Origin of the sequence: Undibacterium sp. Ji22W, assembly GCF_049340305.1 — a bacterium.
In the GTDB taxonomy this organism is placed as follows: domain Bacteria; phylum Pseudomonadota; class Gammaproteobacteria; order Burkholderiales; family Burkholderiaceae_D; genus Undibacterium.
The window spans coordinates 542,338-556,684 of the sequence record NZ_JBMPOU010000001.1 but is presented as its reverse complement, the minus strand read 5'-3'; the positions used below and the strand labels follow the sequence as shown (position 1 = coordinate 556,684).

General features: G+C 46.0%; 12 protein-coding genes. 4 read left to right on the top strand and 8 right to left on the bottom strand.

The genetic code is table 11. The features are described from left to right. On the bottom strand, positions 1–1,899 hold the full coding sequence (gene feoB, locus ACO0KW_RS02225; RefSeq protein ID WP_423050208.1) for a ferrous iron transporter B: 1,899 nt from the start codon (positions 1,897–1,899) through the stop codon (positions 1–3). Next, positions 1,896–2,261, bottom strand: a complete 366-nt coding sequence (locus ACO0KW_RS02220) for a FeoA family protein (protein WP_423050206.1) — start codon at positions 2,259–2,261, stop codon at positions 1,896–1,898. The genes feoB and ACO0KW_RS02220 overlap by 4 nt, the downstream gene beginning before the upstream one ends. A gap of 383 nt (positions 2,262–2,644) precedes the next feature. Between ACO0KW_RS02220 and ACO0KW_RS02215 the strand changes: the two genes are divergently transcribed. After that, positions 2,645–5,134, top strand: coding sequence for an adenosylcobalamin-dependent ribonucleoside-diphosphate reductase (locus ACO0KW_RS02215; protein ID WP_423050204.1), 2,490 nt, complete (start codon positions 2,645–2,647; stop codon positions 5,132–5,134). Between the two features lie 123 nt (positions 5,135–5,257). On the opposite strand, the gene ACO0KW_RS02210 is transcribed toward ACO0KW_RS02215, so the two are convergent. From ACO0KW_RS02210 to ACO0KW_RS02195, 4 genes are all read right to left on the bottom strand, one after another. Continuing rightward, a complete protein-coding gene (locus ACO0KW_RS02210) occupies positions 5,258–6,577 on the bottom strand; it encodes a TolC family outer membrane protein (RefSeq protein WP_423050202.1) in 1,320 nt (439 codons plus the stop codon). Positions 6,578–6,698: 121 nt separating this feature from the next. Beyond that, positions 6,699–7,022 (bottom strand): rhodanese-like domain-containing protein, encoded by a 324-nt coding sequence (locus ACO0KW_RS02205; RefSeq protein ID WP_423050200.1) that lies wholly within the window; start codon positions 7,020–7,022, stop codon positions 6,699–6,701. Between the two features lie 31 nt (positions 7,023–7,053). Beyond that, positions 7,054–7,704 (bottom strand): protein-L-isoaspartate O-methyltransferase family protein, encoded by a 651-nt coding sequence (locus ACO0KW_RS02200; protein WP_423050198.1) that lies wholly within the window; start codon positions 7,702–7,704, stop codon positions 7,054–7,056. Between the two features lie 307 nt (positions 7,705–8,011). Beyond that, positions 8,012–8,647, bottom strand: a complete 636-nt coding sequence (locus tag ACO0KW_RS02195; RefSeq protein WP_423050196.1) for a TetR/AcrR family transcriptional regulator — start codon at positions 8,645–8,647, stop codon at positions 8,012–8,014. 142 nt (positions 8,648–8,789) lie between these two features. On the opposite strand from ACO0KW_RS02195, the gene ACO0KW_RS02190 reads away from it, so the two are divergent. The 3 genes from ACO0KW_RS02190 (at position 8,790) to recQ (ending at position 11,847) form a co-directional block, all read left to right on the top strand. Beyond that, positions 8,790–9,065 (top strand): YkgJ family cysteine cluster protein, encoded by a 276-nt coding sequence (locus tag ACO0KW_RS02190; RefSeq protein WP_423050194.1) that lies wholly within the window; start codon positions 8,790–8,792, stop codon positions 9,063–9,065. 95 nt (positions 9,066–9,160) lie between these two features. Next, positions 9,161–10,000 (top strand): undecaprenyl-diphosphate phosphatase, encoded by an 840-nt coding sequence (locus ACO0KW_RS02185; RefSeq protein WP_423050192.1) that lies wholly within the window; start codon positions 9,161–9,163, stop codon positions 9,998–10,000. Positions 10,001–10,014: 14 nt separating this feature from the next. After that, positions 10,015–11,847 carry a DNA helicase RecQ gene (gene recQ, locus ACO0KW_RS02180; protein ID WP_423050190.1) on the top strand — a complete coding sequence of 611 codons (1,833 nt, stop codon included), beginning with the start codon at positions 10,015–10,017 and terminating at the stop codon, positions 11,845–11,847. 26 nt (positions 11,848–11,873) lie between these two features. Here the strand turns inward: recQ and ACO0KW_RS02175 are convergent, their stop codons facing one another. Next, positions 11,874–13,346 (bottom strand): hypothetical protein, encoded by a 1,473-nt coding sequence (locus tag ACO0KW_RS02175; protein WP_423050188.1) that lies wholly within the window; start codon positions 13,344–13,346, stop codon positions 11,874–11,876. Beyond that, a complete protein-coding gene (locus tag ACO0KW_RS02170; RefSeq protein WP_423050186.1) occupies positions 13,343–14,209 on the bottom strand; it encodes an ABC transporter ATP-binding protein in 867 nt (288 codons plus the stop codon). Before ACO0KW_RS02170 ends, ACO0KW_RS02175 begins: the two co-directional genes overlap by 4 nt. Positions 14,210–14,347 lie beyond the last annotated feature (138 nt).

The window sequence follows — 14,347 nt, the reverse complement described above, 5'->3', positions numbered from 1 at the left end:
TCAACCGAGTCCACAGGCAAGTGCAATCCTGTAGGTGATGAATGATGCAAGATACGCTAAAGCAAATAAGTAAGTCATCATGATCAAAGGCATTTTCCAACCACCGGTCTCACGCTTTACCGTCGCTAAAGTCGATATGCACTGAGGAGCGAACACATACCATGCCAGCAAAGACAAAGCAGTGGCAATGCTCCATTGCTGAGCAATTAATGGTGCCAAAGCTTCGGCAGTATCACTACCAGCGGCGGCCAATGCATACACAGTACCTAAAGAACTAACTGCTACTTCGCGAGCCGCCATGCCAGGTACCAAGGCAATACTGATTTGCCAGTTAAAACCGATAGGCTCAAAAACGACCGCAAGTGCTTTACCGATGTAGCCCGCAAAACTATATTCTATTGGCATCCCGGTCGCCCCGACGGGTGCACCAGGATAGCTTGCAAGAAACCACAAAGCGATCGTCAGCAACAAAATAATGCCGCCCACACGACTCATAAAAATGGCAACCCGCTGTTTCAGTCCCAATAAAACATTACGTACCGTCGGCAAATGATAACTAGGCAACTCCATCATCAAAGTGCGAATCTGACTTTGTGCTGTGAACCGCTTTAACACCCATGCAACCGCTAGGGCACCAAAGATACCTGCACCGTATAGGGCAAATAGCACCAAACCTTGCAATTCAAAAAAGCCCCACACCTCGCGTTGCGGAATGAAGGCACCAATCAACAAAGCGTAGACTGGCAGGCGTGCCGAACAAGTCATCAAAGGAGCGATCATGATAGTCACCATTCGATCGCGCGGATTGGCGATGGTTCGCGCCGCCATAATGCCCGGGATAGCGCACGCAAAACTCGACAACAAAGGAATGAATGAGCGACCCGATAAGCCAACGCCACCCATCAAACGATCAAGCAAGAATGCCGCACGCGGCAAATATCCAGATTCTTCTAGTACCAAAATAAAGAAAAACAAAATCAAAATTTGCGGCAAGAATACGATCACGCCACCAGCACCCGCAATGACACCATTAACGAGCAAACTCTGTATCCAGCCTTCTGGCAATAGTGCAGAAACACTAGCACCCAGCCACTCTGTACCAGCCTTAATCAAATCCATAGGTACAGTTGCCCAGGCAAACACCGCTTGGAATACCAAAAAGAGAATCAACGCTAACAAAATCGGCCCAAGCACCGGATGCAAGACCAAACGATCAATCTTGTCGCTAGCATTGTGTGGAACAATCTCATCCAAACCGAGTTTTGCTAATATCTGACGCACACGCTCGTGATCAAGGTCAGTGTGCGATTGAACTGCAGGATCACTATCATCTAGATGCGCATGAGTATCTAAAACTTGAATATCATCCAGAATGGCTTTTAAGGCGATATCGCCACCCTGCTTGATCCCCACAGTCCGCACGACGGGAATTCCCAACTCGCGAGCCAACGCCTGTTCATCAACATGCACGCCTCGTTGTTCTGCCATATCGGTCATATTCAACGCGACCATACATGGAATACCCAATCGCTGTACTGCAATCACCAAGCGCAAGCCACGACGTAGATTGGTTGCATCCACCACGCATACAACATAATCAGGGCGTTTCTCACCCACCGCGTTACCATATAAAACATCGTGCGTAACACGCTCATCGGGCGAACGCGGGTGCAAACTATAAGTGCCGGGCAAATCTAAGACACGCAATATTTTTCCGGCACTTGTTTTTAGGCGCCCTTCTTTGCGTTCAACTGTCACACCAGCATAGTTCGCGACTTTTTGCTTACTATCCGTCAGTAAATTAAAGAGTGCCGTTTTACCGCAATTAGGATTACCCACCAAAGCCACCAACGGGCCGCTTGCATGAAAATGTACGACTGCCGCTTTGACTTGTTTCATGCAGCAACCTTATTTTCGACGAAATCTACCACCACGCAAGCAGCTTCGGCTTTGCGCAACGCAAATGTCGACAAACCAATGCGAATCACAAGTGGATCACCACCAAAAGCACCGCGTGCCATTAAGGCAACAGGCTCACCAGCAATGAATCCTATATCTTCTAATTGAGTTAGCCACTCTGGCATGCCCTCAGGGGCAAGTAACTTCCGGACTACACATTTTTCCCCAATCGCAATATCTGCAAGCGTTTTGGCTGCGGCTGTCACACGTGTCTGACCCGACTGCGATGAGACAGTGGCGGCAGTGGATGCTGATTTCGCAGTAATTATTGGAGTTGCCATATTCGCATTTATGGAGTTCATGGGTAGATCCTGGATCGCAATCAATTGAAAAACTTGTTTCAAGACAAAACTATAAACGAGAATCATTCTTAAGTAAATCAAAGTTGACTCTCGAACAGGGTCGAATTCTTTAACGTATATCAATAGTTCTGACAATTCTTCTGCCAACCAGCAAGTTACCGACAAGCATTCTCGGTTGTCGGTAACTTATCAATACCGTTCCTCGCCAATTTGACTAAGACTCTTAGGTCGAAAAATTCATCGTTTGAGAACGAGATTTGCCAATCTTTCATCAAATTCTAATTGAGACGAGTCAAGGAAAAAGCCCCGCGGAGGTCTATAATGAGACATCCATTTCTGCTGAAAAGCATCACCCAATCACTTCTCATTGCGAAAAAACGAGCATGAATGCTAACGAAAAAATCCTAGGATTGACTGATATGTCACCACAAGAAATTTCTCTCGACGTCCTATTAGAAAAATACGCTAAAGGCGAAGAAGCCACCATCAACGATGTACAGAGTCGCGTAGCCAAAGCCTTGGCGAGCGTTGAAGAACCGGACTTTCAAGCTTATTACGAAGAAAAATTCTTGTGGGCACAAAAAAATGGTTTTGTGCCCGCTGGCAGGATTAATTCTGCTGCGGGTATGGATTTGCACGCAACCTTAATCAACTGCTTTGTCCAGCCTGTCGGCGACTCTGTTTCTAGCACGACCGATGGCAAGCCCGGTATTTATACAGCCTTATCCGATGCAGCAGAGACGATGCGGCGCGGCGGCGGTGTGGGCTATGATTTTTCAACGATACGACCCAAAGATGCCTTAGTACGAGGTACGCGATCACGCGCTTCTGGCCCTGTCTCGTTTATGCAGGTTTTCAATGCCTCTTGTTCTACCGTCGAATCTGCAGGTGCGCGACGTGGTGCGCAGATGGGTGTGTTACGTTGTGACCACCCAGATATTCTAGAATTTATTCATGCCAAAGATTTAGGTGGTCTCACGAATTTTAATATTTCCATCGGCGTCACAGATGAATTTATGAATGCTGTTGCCAACGATACTGAATTCACACTCACTCACAAAGCTGAGCCTAGTGACGATAAAAAGCGCGCTGGCGCCTATCAAAACGAGCACGGCTCATGGGTCTATCAATCAGTCAAAGCACGTGAATTGTGGAACGAAGTAATGAGATCTACTTACGATCATGCTGAACCAGGGATCTTATTTTTATCTCGTATCAATGCAGAAAACAATTTGTATTACTGTGAAACGATAGAAGCAACCAATCCTTGTGGCGAACAACCACTCCCAGATTATGGCTGCTGCTGTCTAGGCTCTATTAATTTGACCCGCTTCGCCAAAGCCGCTTTTTCTGAGCAGGCTAGTTTCGACTTTGAGGCATTTCAAACAGTAGTCAGTGTCGCCACACGCATGCTTGATAATGTACTGGACGCTACTGCATGGCCACTAGAAAAGCAACGTGATGAAGCGATGTCAAAACGTCGGGTCGGGCTCGGGTTCCTAGGTTTAGGCAGTGCCTTGGTGATGTTGGGCTTACGTTATGACTCGAACGAAGGTCGTGCTTTTGCGACGCGTGTGGCTGAAGTTATGCGCGACACTGCCTATCAATCTTCAGTAGATCTGGCTAAAGAAAAAGGTGCATTCCCACTGTTCGACAACGACAAGTATCTACAAGGTGCTTTCGCACAACGCCTACCAGACGGCTTACGTCACCAAATCGCGCAGCATGGCTTGCGTAACTCCCATCTTTTATCAATTGCGCCGACGGGCACGATTACCCTAGCATTTGCTGACAATGCCTCGAACGGTATCGAACCAGCATTTTCTTGGGTGTATAACCGCAAAAAACGTATGGCAGTGGGCGATAGCAAAATTTATGAAGTGGCCGACCATGCATGGCGTCTGTATCGCCATTTGGGGAATGATGTTTCCGATGACAGTAAATTGCCATCTTCATTCGTGACAGCCCTCAACATGTCGGCAAATGATCACATGATGATGCTGCAAGCAGTGCAACCCTATGTCGACTCGGCGATCTCCAAAACAGTGAATGTACCCGCTGATTATCCTTACGAAGACTTCCAAAATCTTTACATGGATGCCTGGCGCGCTGGATTAAAAGGACTCGCGACTTATCGTCCTAACAGCATTCTTGGTAGCGTACTGTCGGTCAATACTGAAACTGCTACACCAGTTGCCAAAGTGACTCCCGACGATGATTTATTGCGAAAACAATTTGATGGACGTCCTTTTGGCGACCTCGAATCCGTGACCTCCAAAGTGCAATACATGACGTATGAAGGTAAAAAAACTGTCTACCTGACGGTGAGTTTTATTCATGTACAAGGCATGGTTGGCGGCGAACTGGCAACGATAGAACGACCGTTTGAATTTTTCATGCCAGCAGGCCAAAAAAATGATGGGCAGCAATGGATATCTGCCAGTATGCGTTTGTTATCGATGGCCGCCCGCTCAGGAGGATCAATCGCCAAAGCTTTAGCCGATATGCGTGAGGTCGTGTGGGATAAAGGCACGGTACGTTGCGGCATGATTACAAAAGACGACGGTTCACAAGCTCCGTTATTCCACGAATCGGAAGTCGCAGCAATTGGGTACTCTTTGCAACGCATACTGATGAAACGCGGATTTCTCGATGCTGGCGGCAATCAAGTACCTATCGTCGTCTTAGCGGAGAAGTTCAAAAACAAACAACTTGCTTATAGCATGGACGATTTAGCATATGAAGTCGAATCAGCTCCCATGACTTACACTGCGACGGGCAAGAAATGTCCTGACTGCGGCGCCTATGCTTTGCAGAAAATCGATGGTTGTTCTCGTTGCGTTTCCTGCGGCTACGTGGGCGCTTGCGGATAAGAAAATCGCAGCAATAAAAAAGCCCGCTGAAAGCGGGCTTTTTTACAAGTGATAGAAACAAAAATTGCACGATCATTACTCGTCCCTACTGATCGTTCCTATTACTCACTACAATTGCGTTCATTACTGAGTCAACAACGCATTTACTTCGGCCAAATCGGCTTCTTTGAGCGAACCCGCAGCTGCTTTTAAACGCAAGCCATTCATAATGGAATCATAGCGAGCCTTCGCCAAACTTTGACGTGTGTTAGACAGTTTTTGCTGCGCATTCAAGACATCAATATTGATACGAACGCCAACTTGATATCCGAGCAAAGTTGAATCCAAAGCAGACTGACTAGAAATTTCTGCAGCTTCAAATGCTTTGATCTGCGCCAAACCACTAACCACACCGATATAGGATTGACGCGCTGCCTGTGCGGCGTTACGACGTGCCGTTTCCAAGTCGTTACGTGCTTTGTCTTCTAAAGCAATCGATTCGCGCACTTTACTGTCAGTAGCAAAACCAGCAAAAATAGGGATATTCACCGCAACGCCAACCGTCGTTGGTTTAGAGACTCCGGATGGTGTCCCTGACCCTAGATTAGCGGTACTACGCCCGGTACTGGCAGAAAAATCGACAGTTGGCAAATGACCAGAACGGCTCTTTTTAATTTCACGCTGTGCAACTTCCAAACCGACCTGGGAAGACGTCACTGAGAAGTTTTGCTTCTCAGCACTGGCAACCCAATCATTAATTTGCGCAGGAACCGGTGCAGTCAACTGCACACCATTTCGCAATTTTGCTAAGTCGCCGGCATCTTTGCCGATGATCTGACGCAATGCTGCGCGTTTTACGTCCAAATCACCCTGACCCGCTAGTTCTTGGGCTGTGATTAAATCATATTGAGACTGCGCTTCATGCGTATCGGTAATTGTTTGCGTACCGACTTCAAAATTTCGCTTGGCAGAAGCCAATTGTTCAGCGACAGCGATTTTTTGTGCTTGCAAGGTTTTCAAAGTATTTTCGGCACCTAATACGTCAAAATATGCCTGACTGACACGTAACATCAAGTCTTGCTGAGCACTCGCAAATTGAATGTCGCTGGCGACAACGGATAATTTTGATTGCTCATAATTTTCCCATGCACCCAAGTTGAATAAAGGTTGACTCAAGGACAAAGTCATCGAGTTGCCGTTACTAGTGCTTTTCACTGTCGAGCCAACATCAGGGTCAAACTCAGAGCGGGTCTTATTAACCCCACCTGTAAGACCAACACGTGGCAATAAAGCAGAGCGTCCCTGAACTGAACGTTCTTGCCCCGCCACTTTAGAAGCACGCGCCGCACTAAACTGTGCGTCGTTAACCAGTGCTTCTTTGTAGATTTGCAGCAAATCGCTAGCACCAGCATTTAATGAAATAAATGCGGTGGCAATAAATGTAGCGACAATAGATTTACGCATAAAATGCTCCGAAAAAATTAAATGTCGTATACGTGATCATGACGTTTGCAATTGTCAAAATCACTTTCTAAACGACGACAAATCACTCAAGTGAGGTCTTTAGCACCACTAAAGACGGCTCTTAATATGTAGGCATAGAAGTATCGACTTGCAATGCCCACGCGTGTACTCCACCGGTCAAATTGATGATTTGATTAAAGCCACTTCTCTCAAGGAAATGTGCAACCTGCATACTACGTCCACCATGATGACAAACACAGACAATCTCAGCATCACGATCCAACTCTTCGAACCGCAATGGTACGCTATGCATAGACATCAACAGCGATTGTGGAATATGACAAGTTTCATACTCCCAAGGTTCCCGAACATCTAATAACAATGGCATTTTTTTTGTCGAATCAGTCAGCTTTTGTGCCAATTCAGAGGCTGTTATATGTTGCATAGGGCTTTTTTATCTAAATTATTTGTTCATATTATAAGGTGAAAGTCGATGCTGGAATGACTTGTGACAAAGTCGGCACCGAAGTTTCAAACAAAGACTTGGTATTAAAAAACAATTCTGACTCACGCGAAATCAATTGCGCCGTCATGACAGGCGCTTTACCAACGACGACAAAGAGACGCCCCCCAACGTTGAGCTGCGCTTGCAAACTTTCAGGTACCGACTCCAAAGAACCTGTGACGACGATGACATCGAAGGTCGCGAAACCAGCGCTTTGCAAGGCATCGCCCCACTGCACATCAATATTAGTAATACCATTCTTCGCAATATTCGATTGCGCCAGATTTTTTACCTCTGGTATTGCTTCCATCACAGTCACATGACGAGCTTGATGAGCCAATAAAGCTGCCAAATAGCCACTATCCGCACCAATCACCAGCACCGAATCCGTCTTTTTTGCAGCGACTTCTTGTACGATGCGTGCCTCTAATTTAGGACTAAGCGAAACCACTCCTGCCACTAGGGGCAAACCTGTATCCATAAAAGCGAGACTAATTTGTTCTGCAGGAAAAAAGTTTTCGCGTTTAACAATCCCTAGCAATTCCAACACTTCTGGCACACTCACGTTGGTTGGACGAATTTGCTGCTCAATCATATTAAAACGGGCTTGTTCGATGTTCATGGTGGTTTCTCGTTGCATTAATTTAAAATAAGTAAATTGCGGAATAAATTATTCGTTTCTTCCGGAAAATTGCCAAAAATCTTCAATCTCGCATTTTATCAAAGCGTTACTGCAAAAAAAGCTTTTCCTACGAGATTTAAGGCATTCTTACTCAATTCGGTCGATATTCAGGAAATAATTGCGCGAAAACAGATACAGATTAAAATTCAGATCGAATACAACGTAGTGCAATCAACCGAACAATGTTAACGATCAATTGCTAATCAATTGCTAATCAATTGCTAATCAATTGCTAATCAATTACTAATTAATCTTGAATTAGAACGCTGCGCAATGCCATATCAATGTAAAAATCCAGATAAGCTCCCAATTTTTCTGGTTCTACAAAACATACTCCATTTGAATGTTTCCACAGCATCATCATGATCATTGGAGCAACCAATATCCGCGGTGCCAACTCTAGATCCATTTCACGAATCTCACCACGTGCGATTCCACGCTTGAGCATAGTAGCCACCAGTTTTTCTCCCCGATCAACCACTTCCTCTTGGTAAAATCGAGCCAATTCCGGAAAGTTTCCCGCTTCTGCTGTCATCAATTTAGGCAATCCCGATAGCTTAGAGGCGCCGACATTTTCCCACCATGTGGTCATCACCAAACGAAATAAATCTTCACTGCTCCCTACATATTGCTCAATCAGGCTCTCAGCCTCACCCAGCAAAGGTACGATAGACTCACGCACCACTGCTTTAAATAATTCTTCTTTACTACTGAAATACAGATAAAGAGTCCCCTTGGAAACCCCAGCCGATTTGGCGACATCATCCAAACGTGTTGCTGCAAAACCGCGTGCGACGAAATGATCTAAAGCTGCATCCAACAATTCTTGTGGTCGCGCATCTTTGCGTCGTTCCCAACGTGGCTTAAATGGACATGACATCATGACAAAAAACACTCTAAAATTAACTTACTCAAGAGTCAGTAATGTAAGCTCTGGAATGCGAATGGTCAAGTCACTCTACGACATAGCGGTCGAAAGCAAGGACTTTGTGGGCTAAAATAGAGGTTTGATTTTAATAGTACTTATGATCTGCCGACCGCACTGTGCCGCCTGTTGTATTGCACCCTCGATTTCCAGTCCGATTCCAGGCATGCCCAATGGCAAGCCGGCTGGTGTTGCATGTGTACAATTAACCATTGATCTGCGTTGCGCAATCTTTGGCCAACCAGAACGCCCACATTGCTGCTCTGGGCTGCAAGCCTCACTGGAAATGTGTGGCACTTCACGCGACCAAGCAATTCAATGGATACATGCCTTAGAAATCGCGACCACGCCAGTGCAGCAGACCGAGAAAAATTAGCTAAATGCACACTATCATGGCGACAAAATTAAGCTCACACGTCAGCGTCACATGATAAGCTTCGTGCCTTCGTTTTTTATTCACTAGCGCACACTATGGATTTCATTCTCGCACTTAAAGTTATCGTCATGGGGATCGTTGAGGGACTGACGGAATTCTTGCCCATTTCGTCGACCGGACATTTGATCCTAGCAGGTAGTTTGTTGAACTTTACTGGCGAAAAAATAAAAGTGTTTGAAATCGTGATTCAGGCAGGTGCGATTTTTGCGGTTTGCTGGGAATATCGCCATAGAATCGCGCAGGTACTGACTGGTCTTGGTAGCGATGTCAAAGCACAACGTTTTGCACTGCATGTGATTGTGGCTTTTTTACCTGCAGCCATTCTTGGACTCTTGTTTAGCAAACAAATTAAAGCTTACCTCTTCAAACCCGTACCAGTTGCGTTGGCATTTATTCTTGGTGGTCTGTTTATTTTATGGACCGAACGGCGCCATCAACAGCACACTCAGGTTCGCCCGTCTCAGGTTGAGAATATTGACGATATGCGTCTGATTGATGCCCTCAAAATTGGGCTAGCGCAGTCCTTAGCATTAATTCCTGGCACTAGCCGTTCAGGCGCTTCGATTATTGGCGCGATGTGGTTTGGTATGTCACGTAAAGCGGCTACGGAATTTTCGTTTTTCCTGGCAATTCCGACCTTGCTCGGCGCAACCGTCTATTCCTTGTACAAAGCGCGCAATGAACTTTCCAGCGCGGATATCCCGATGTTCAGCCTAGGAACCGTAGCGGCTTTCATTTCGGCCTTTTTTTGCGTGCGCTGGTTACTGCGCTACGTTAGCAGTCACAATTTCAATGCATTTGCGTGGTATCGAATTGCCTTCGGCTGCATGATTCTGATTACGGCCTACACAGGCCTCATCACTTGGGCTGAATAAGCAATACCATCGACATGCAACAAACATCCACGCCGGAACAAGCTCAAGCTCTACACCTGCTGCAAACGGTATTCGGCTATCCAGCATTTCGATCACAGCAAGGTCAGATTGTGGACCATGTCGTGCAAGGTGGCGACGCCTTGGTGCTAATGCCGACCGGCGGCGGCAAATCGTTGTGCTATCAAATCCCTGCTCTGATTCGTCATGGTGTGGGCGTGGTGGTATCCCCGTTGATCGCTTTAATGCAAGATCAGGTAGATGCATTGGAGGAAGTGGGAGTCAGAGCTGCATTTTTGAATTCGACTCAAAGCTTCGATGAAGCGATGCGAATAGAACGCATGATGCGCGAAGGTGAACTCGATTTGGTGTACATCGCACCAGAGCGCCTAATGACGCAACGCTGTCTTGAATTATTGAGCGTGACGCCGCTGGCTTTATTTGCCATCGATGAAGCGCATTGCGTTTCGCAATGGGGACATGACTTCCGTCCTGAATACATAAAACTCTCAGTGTTGCATGAACGCTTTCCCGATGTGCCACGCATCGCATTAACAGCGACGGCAGATCAGCAAACGCGTGATGAAATTATTCATCGCTTGAAATTAGAAAATGCAATGCAATTTGTGTCTTCATTTGACCGGCCTAACATCCGTTATCAAATCGTTGAAAAAGCGAATGGTCGCAAGCAATTACTTGATTTCATTAATGCACAACACAGCGGCGACGCCGGGATTGTGTATTGTTTGTCGCGCAAAAAGGTTGAAGAAACTGCTGAATTCTTAAATGAAAATGGCATTACTGCCCTGCCCTATCATGCAGGAATGGAACAATCAGATCGTAGCCGTAATCAAACCAGATTCTTGCGCGAAGACGGTATCGTCATGACGGCAACGATTGCCTTCGGCATGGGCATCGACAAACCCGACGTACGCTTCGTGGCGCACTTGGATTTGCCCAAAAGCATAGAAGGTTATTATCAGGAAACTGGGCGCGCCGGGCGCGACGGCGCCAGTGCGAATGCCTGGATGGCGTATGGCTTGCAAGATGTGGTTCAGCAGCGCCGCATGATCGACGAATCTGAAGCGAATGAAACTTTTAAACGGGTGCAAGGTGTCAAACTAGATGCCATGCTGGGTCTGTGCGAAACCTTAAATTGCCGGCGCGTACACATCCTCGATTATTTTGGCCAAAGCTCACAGGCATGCGGCAATTGCGATACGTGCCTGTCACCGCCAAGCTCATTCGACGGTACGGTCGCGGCACAAAAAATTCTGTCGACGATTTATCGCGTAGATCAACGCTTTGCGGCAGGTCATGTGATCGATGTAATACGTGGCATTGATACTGAGCGCGTCAAACAATGGCGTCATGATCAGCTCTCCACTTATGGTATCGGCTCAGATAAAAGTGAAGCCGAATGGCGCGCCTTATTGAGGCAAATGATTGCACTAGGTTTAGTCGCGGTTGATTACGAAAACTATAGTTCACTTAAGTTGACCGAAGATTCGCGCGCTGTGTTGCGCAGCGAAACCAGCATACAACTGCGTCAATACAAGAAAGCCGAAAAAGCTGTCAAACATAAGCGCCAATCTGCCAAAGATTTTTCTGAAGCGAATCTGTCAGATAGCGAACAGGTGATTTTTGAACGCTTACGCTGGTGGCGCGTAGAAACTGCCAAGGCGCACAATACTGCCGCTTTCATTATTTTTCACGACACTACTTTGCGTGAAATCGCCAAAGCCAAACCGCGCTCACTGGACGACTTACGTGGCGTGACTGGCGTCGGCGCAAAAAAATTAGAAAGCTATGGCGAAGAATTAGTAAAGTTGATTGCCGAGTTTTTGTAAGCAAATTCCAAAAGCTCGATACCAAATCACACAGACCGTCCGACCGGAAACATCCTTACACCCGCATTTTTTTGCAGCGCTTTCTTCAGCCAAATTAGCGTTGCACACACGACTATCGCGCTATACCACCAGATTAACGTTAGCGAAATCGACAGACCTAAAACGAACCCAATCACAAAAATCAATAAACAGGCAATGACCAGTTTAAGCATGGGATGATCATTCAAGGCTTTCATTTTGGCGAAGTTGAAAGCAATAGTGGATATCATTGGAAGCAAACAGCTGAGGAACAAAATCAGGCTCGCTGATTTGACACCGCCATGGAGAACAAAAATACAAACCGGCACAGAAATCAGCAAACTCATTCCATACAAGATAAAAAATTGACGCAACAAATAACGCGTTAACATTTGATCGAGTGCTGCATTCCCTAATTGATTCGGGGTCAATTGAAGCAAGGCCTGTTCATGACGGGTTTGGTATACGGTATAAAACAGCATAAAACTGAAAAATAGCGGTTGGGCAATCAACAGAATCCCACCAAAACCAAATGCAAATCCGATTACAAAATCACTATCTTTTTTCATTGAAAATGCATCCAACACGAACACGGCAAAGATGCCCGTTACCAGCATCGCCACCACCTGCAAACTGATGGTAGTCCAATGGATACGCGGCCCAAACACAAAACCGTTTAAGCTACGCAAAGCTTGGATACTCCCAGGATTTTTTTGGCTACGTGATACACAATGCCCCATCCAACCGAAGAACACCATAGATAAACTAAGTGTCGCACGATTTTGATTCGATCCTGTGCCGACTATACCTGCACGCAAAGCTAAGCTACGTTGATGCATCGTAAACAAAGCCTCGTCACGCAATGAAAATATCCAATAAAGACCGGCATAAATAATCACTGGAATCGAGAGTAAAGCAAGCATAGGAAGGGAAATTCCCACACTACCTTGGACGATCTGATCGAGATGTTCGATTCCTGCACGCTGTAAAAATCCCGGCACTTGAAAACACAGAATCATCGGTATTACCGCCCATTGTGTACGGACAATAATCGTAAAAAACACCATCACTACAACACATACAAACGCCGGCCAGACTGAATATTCATGCATCAACAGGCGCGAGACGAGACACGACAGCAAAACACAGATCATAATTGGAATCACAATCGCAGCTTGTAAAAAACTTCGCATCTGTGGTACCAGTCGAGCGTTCGCTGGTGAATATTGCAAACCTATGTTTTGAACCAACATGACAAACCAGGTAAAGAACACTGTGATAATCAAGGCTGCAATACTAAACAAAAAAGCATAAGCAAAAACATCGACATTCGGCTTTTTTGCTGACCAAAAAAACAAAGCCGACGCGATGAGTTGTCCAGCCACGGGAAAGAAAGCCATGACCAGAAATAAAGATTTCTTACTCTCCATATTCAAGCGCGCATACACTGGCTGCATCCAGATATTCAGAATGTTTTTCATTTGGTCATCTCAATAAACAAGTCTTCCAAACTTAATCGTTCGACTCTCAGATCGCTGCGTGCCAGCAAAGCTGCACTTTGTTGCGAGTCCCATTGCCCCAGCAATCGAATATTGCCGTCTTGCAGATAAGTACTTTGCAAAATCTTCTGCGGACCTAATTGTGTGATCATGTCGGATGGTCCGGTTACCAGTAAGCTGATTTCCATCAAATCATCTAGCGGTTGCTGATGCATGATGCGCCCATTAGCAAGAAAAGCCACCTTCATCGCAACCCGTTCAAGATCAGACAAAATATGAGTAGAAAACACGATCGTCGTATTTTGGTCAATGACGCTATCAACGATTTCACGCAAAAAGTCACGCCGTCCTGCCGGGTCCAAACTGGCAACTGGTTCGTCTAAAATCAATAATTCGGGCTCATGCGCCAAGGCGCGAATAATAGATAGTCGTTGCTTTTGCCCGCCAGAGAATTTGCTAATCAATTTGTTATATGGCAAATCCCATCGCTGCATCAGGGCATCCACTTTGGCATCGTTCCAACGTGGATAGAGCGCCTTAAAATAACCCAACATTTGACGTGGTGTTAACCATTCAAATAATTCGCTAGTTTGTGGAACGTAAGCGATCTTGGCCTTCGTAGCATCCGACAAATGGCGTACATCTTCTCCAAATAAACGCACCTCGCTGTCTGACTCCGCATCACGCAAACCCAACAGACATTCGATCAGGGTTGATTTACCAGCACCATTTCGTCCCAACAAACCGACGATACTGCCTGCTTCAACTTCCCAATCCAGGTTCTTTAAAACACGTTGTGGCTTGAACTGCTTACTGAGGCCTTTAATACTGATAGGTGCTTGCATAGTTTTATCCTGGCTTTATGTCTGATGTACGTGTCTGAATTTGGCGATTAGCAACCCGCCGCCTTATCAATCTTATTTTTTTGAAAAATGCGAAAAATTCGCAATGTTCGCCTCATTCTTCTCACCAGCGTACAAATA

Excerpts from the sequence above, each read along its gene's own strand:
- ACO0KW_RS02215 (WP_423050204.1), top strand. The coding sequence starts at position 2,645 with ATGAATGCTAACGAAAAAATCCTAGGATTGACTGATATGTCACCACAA.
- ACO0KW_RS02205 (WP_423050200.1), bottom strand. The coding sequence starts at position 7,022 with ATGCAACATATAACAGCCTCTGAATTGGCACAAAAGCTGACTGATTCG.
- ACO0KW_RS02170 (WP_423050186.1), bottom strand. The coding sequence starts at position 14,209 with ATGCAAGCACCTATCAGTATTAAAGGCCTCAGTAAGCAGTTCAAGCCA.
- ACO0KW_RS02175 (WP_423050188.1), bottom strand. The coding sequence starts at position 13,346 with ATGAAAAACATTCTGAATATCTGGATGCAGCCAGTGTATGCGCGCTTG.
- ACO0KW_RS02190 (WP_423050194.1), top strand. The coding sequence starts at position 8,790 with ATGATCTGCCGACCGCACTGTGCCGCCTGTTGTATTGCACCCTCGATT.
- ACO0KW_RS02200 (WP_423050198.1), bottom strand. The coding sequence starts at position 7,704 with ATGAACATCGAACAAGCCCGTTTTAATATGATTGAGCAGCAAATTCGT.
- recQ (WP_423050190.1), top strand. The coding sequence starts at position 10,015 with ATGCAACAAACATCCACGCCGGAACAAGCTCAAGCTCTACACCTGCTG.
- ACO0KW_RS02210 (WP_423050202.1), bottom strand. The coding sequence starts at position 6,577 with ATGCGTAAATCTATTGTCGCTACATTTATTGCCACCGCATTTATTTCA.
- feoB (WP_423050208.1), bottom strand. The coding sequence starts at position 1,899 with ATGAAACAAGTCAAAGCGGCAGTCGTACATTTTCATGCAAGCGGCCCG.
- ACO0KW_RS02185 (WP_423050192.1), top strand. The coding sequence starts at position 9,161 with ATGGATTTCATTCTCGCACTTAAAGTTATCGTCATGGGGATCGTTGAG.
- ACO0KW_RS02195 (WP_423050196.1), bottom strand. The coding sequence starts at position 8,647 with ATGATGTCATGTCCATTTAAGCCACGTTGGGAACGACGCAAAGATGCG.
- ACO0KW_RS02220 (WP_423050206.1), bottom strand. The coding sequence starts at position 2,261 with ATGAACTCCATAAATGCGAATATGGCAACTCCAATAATTACTGCGAAA.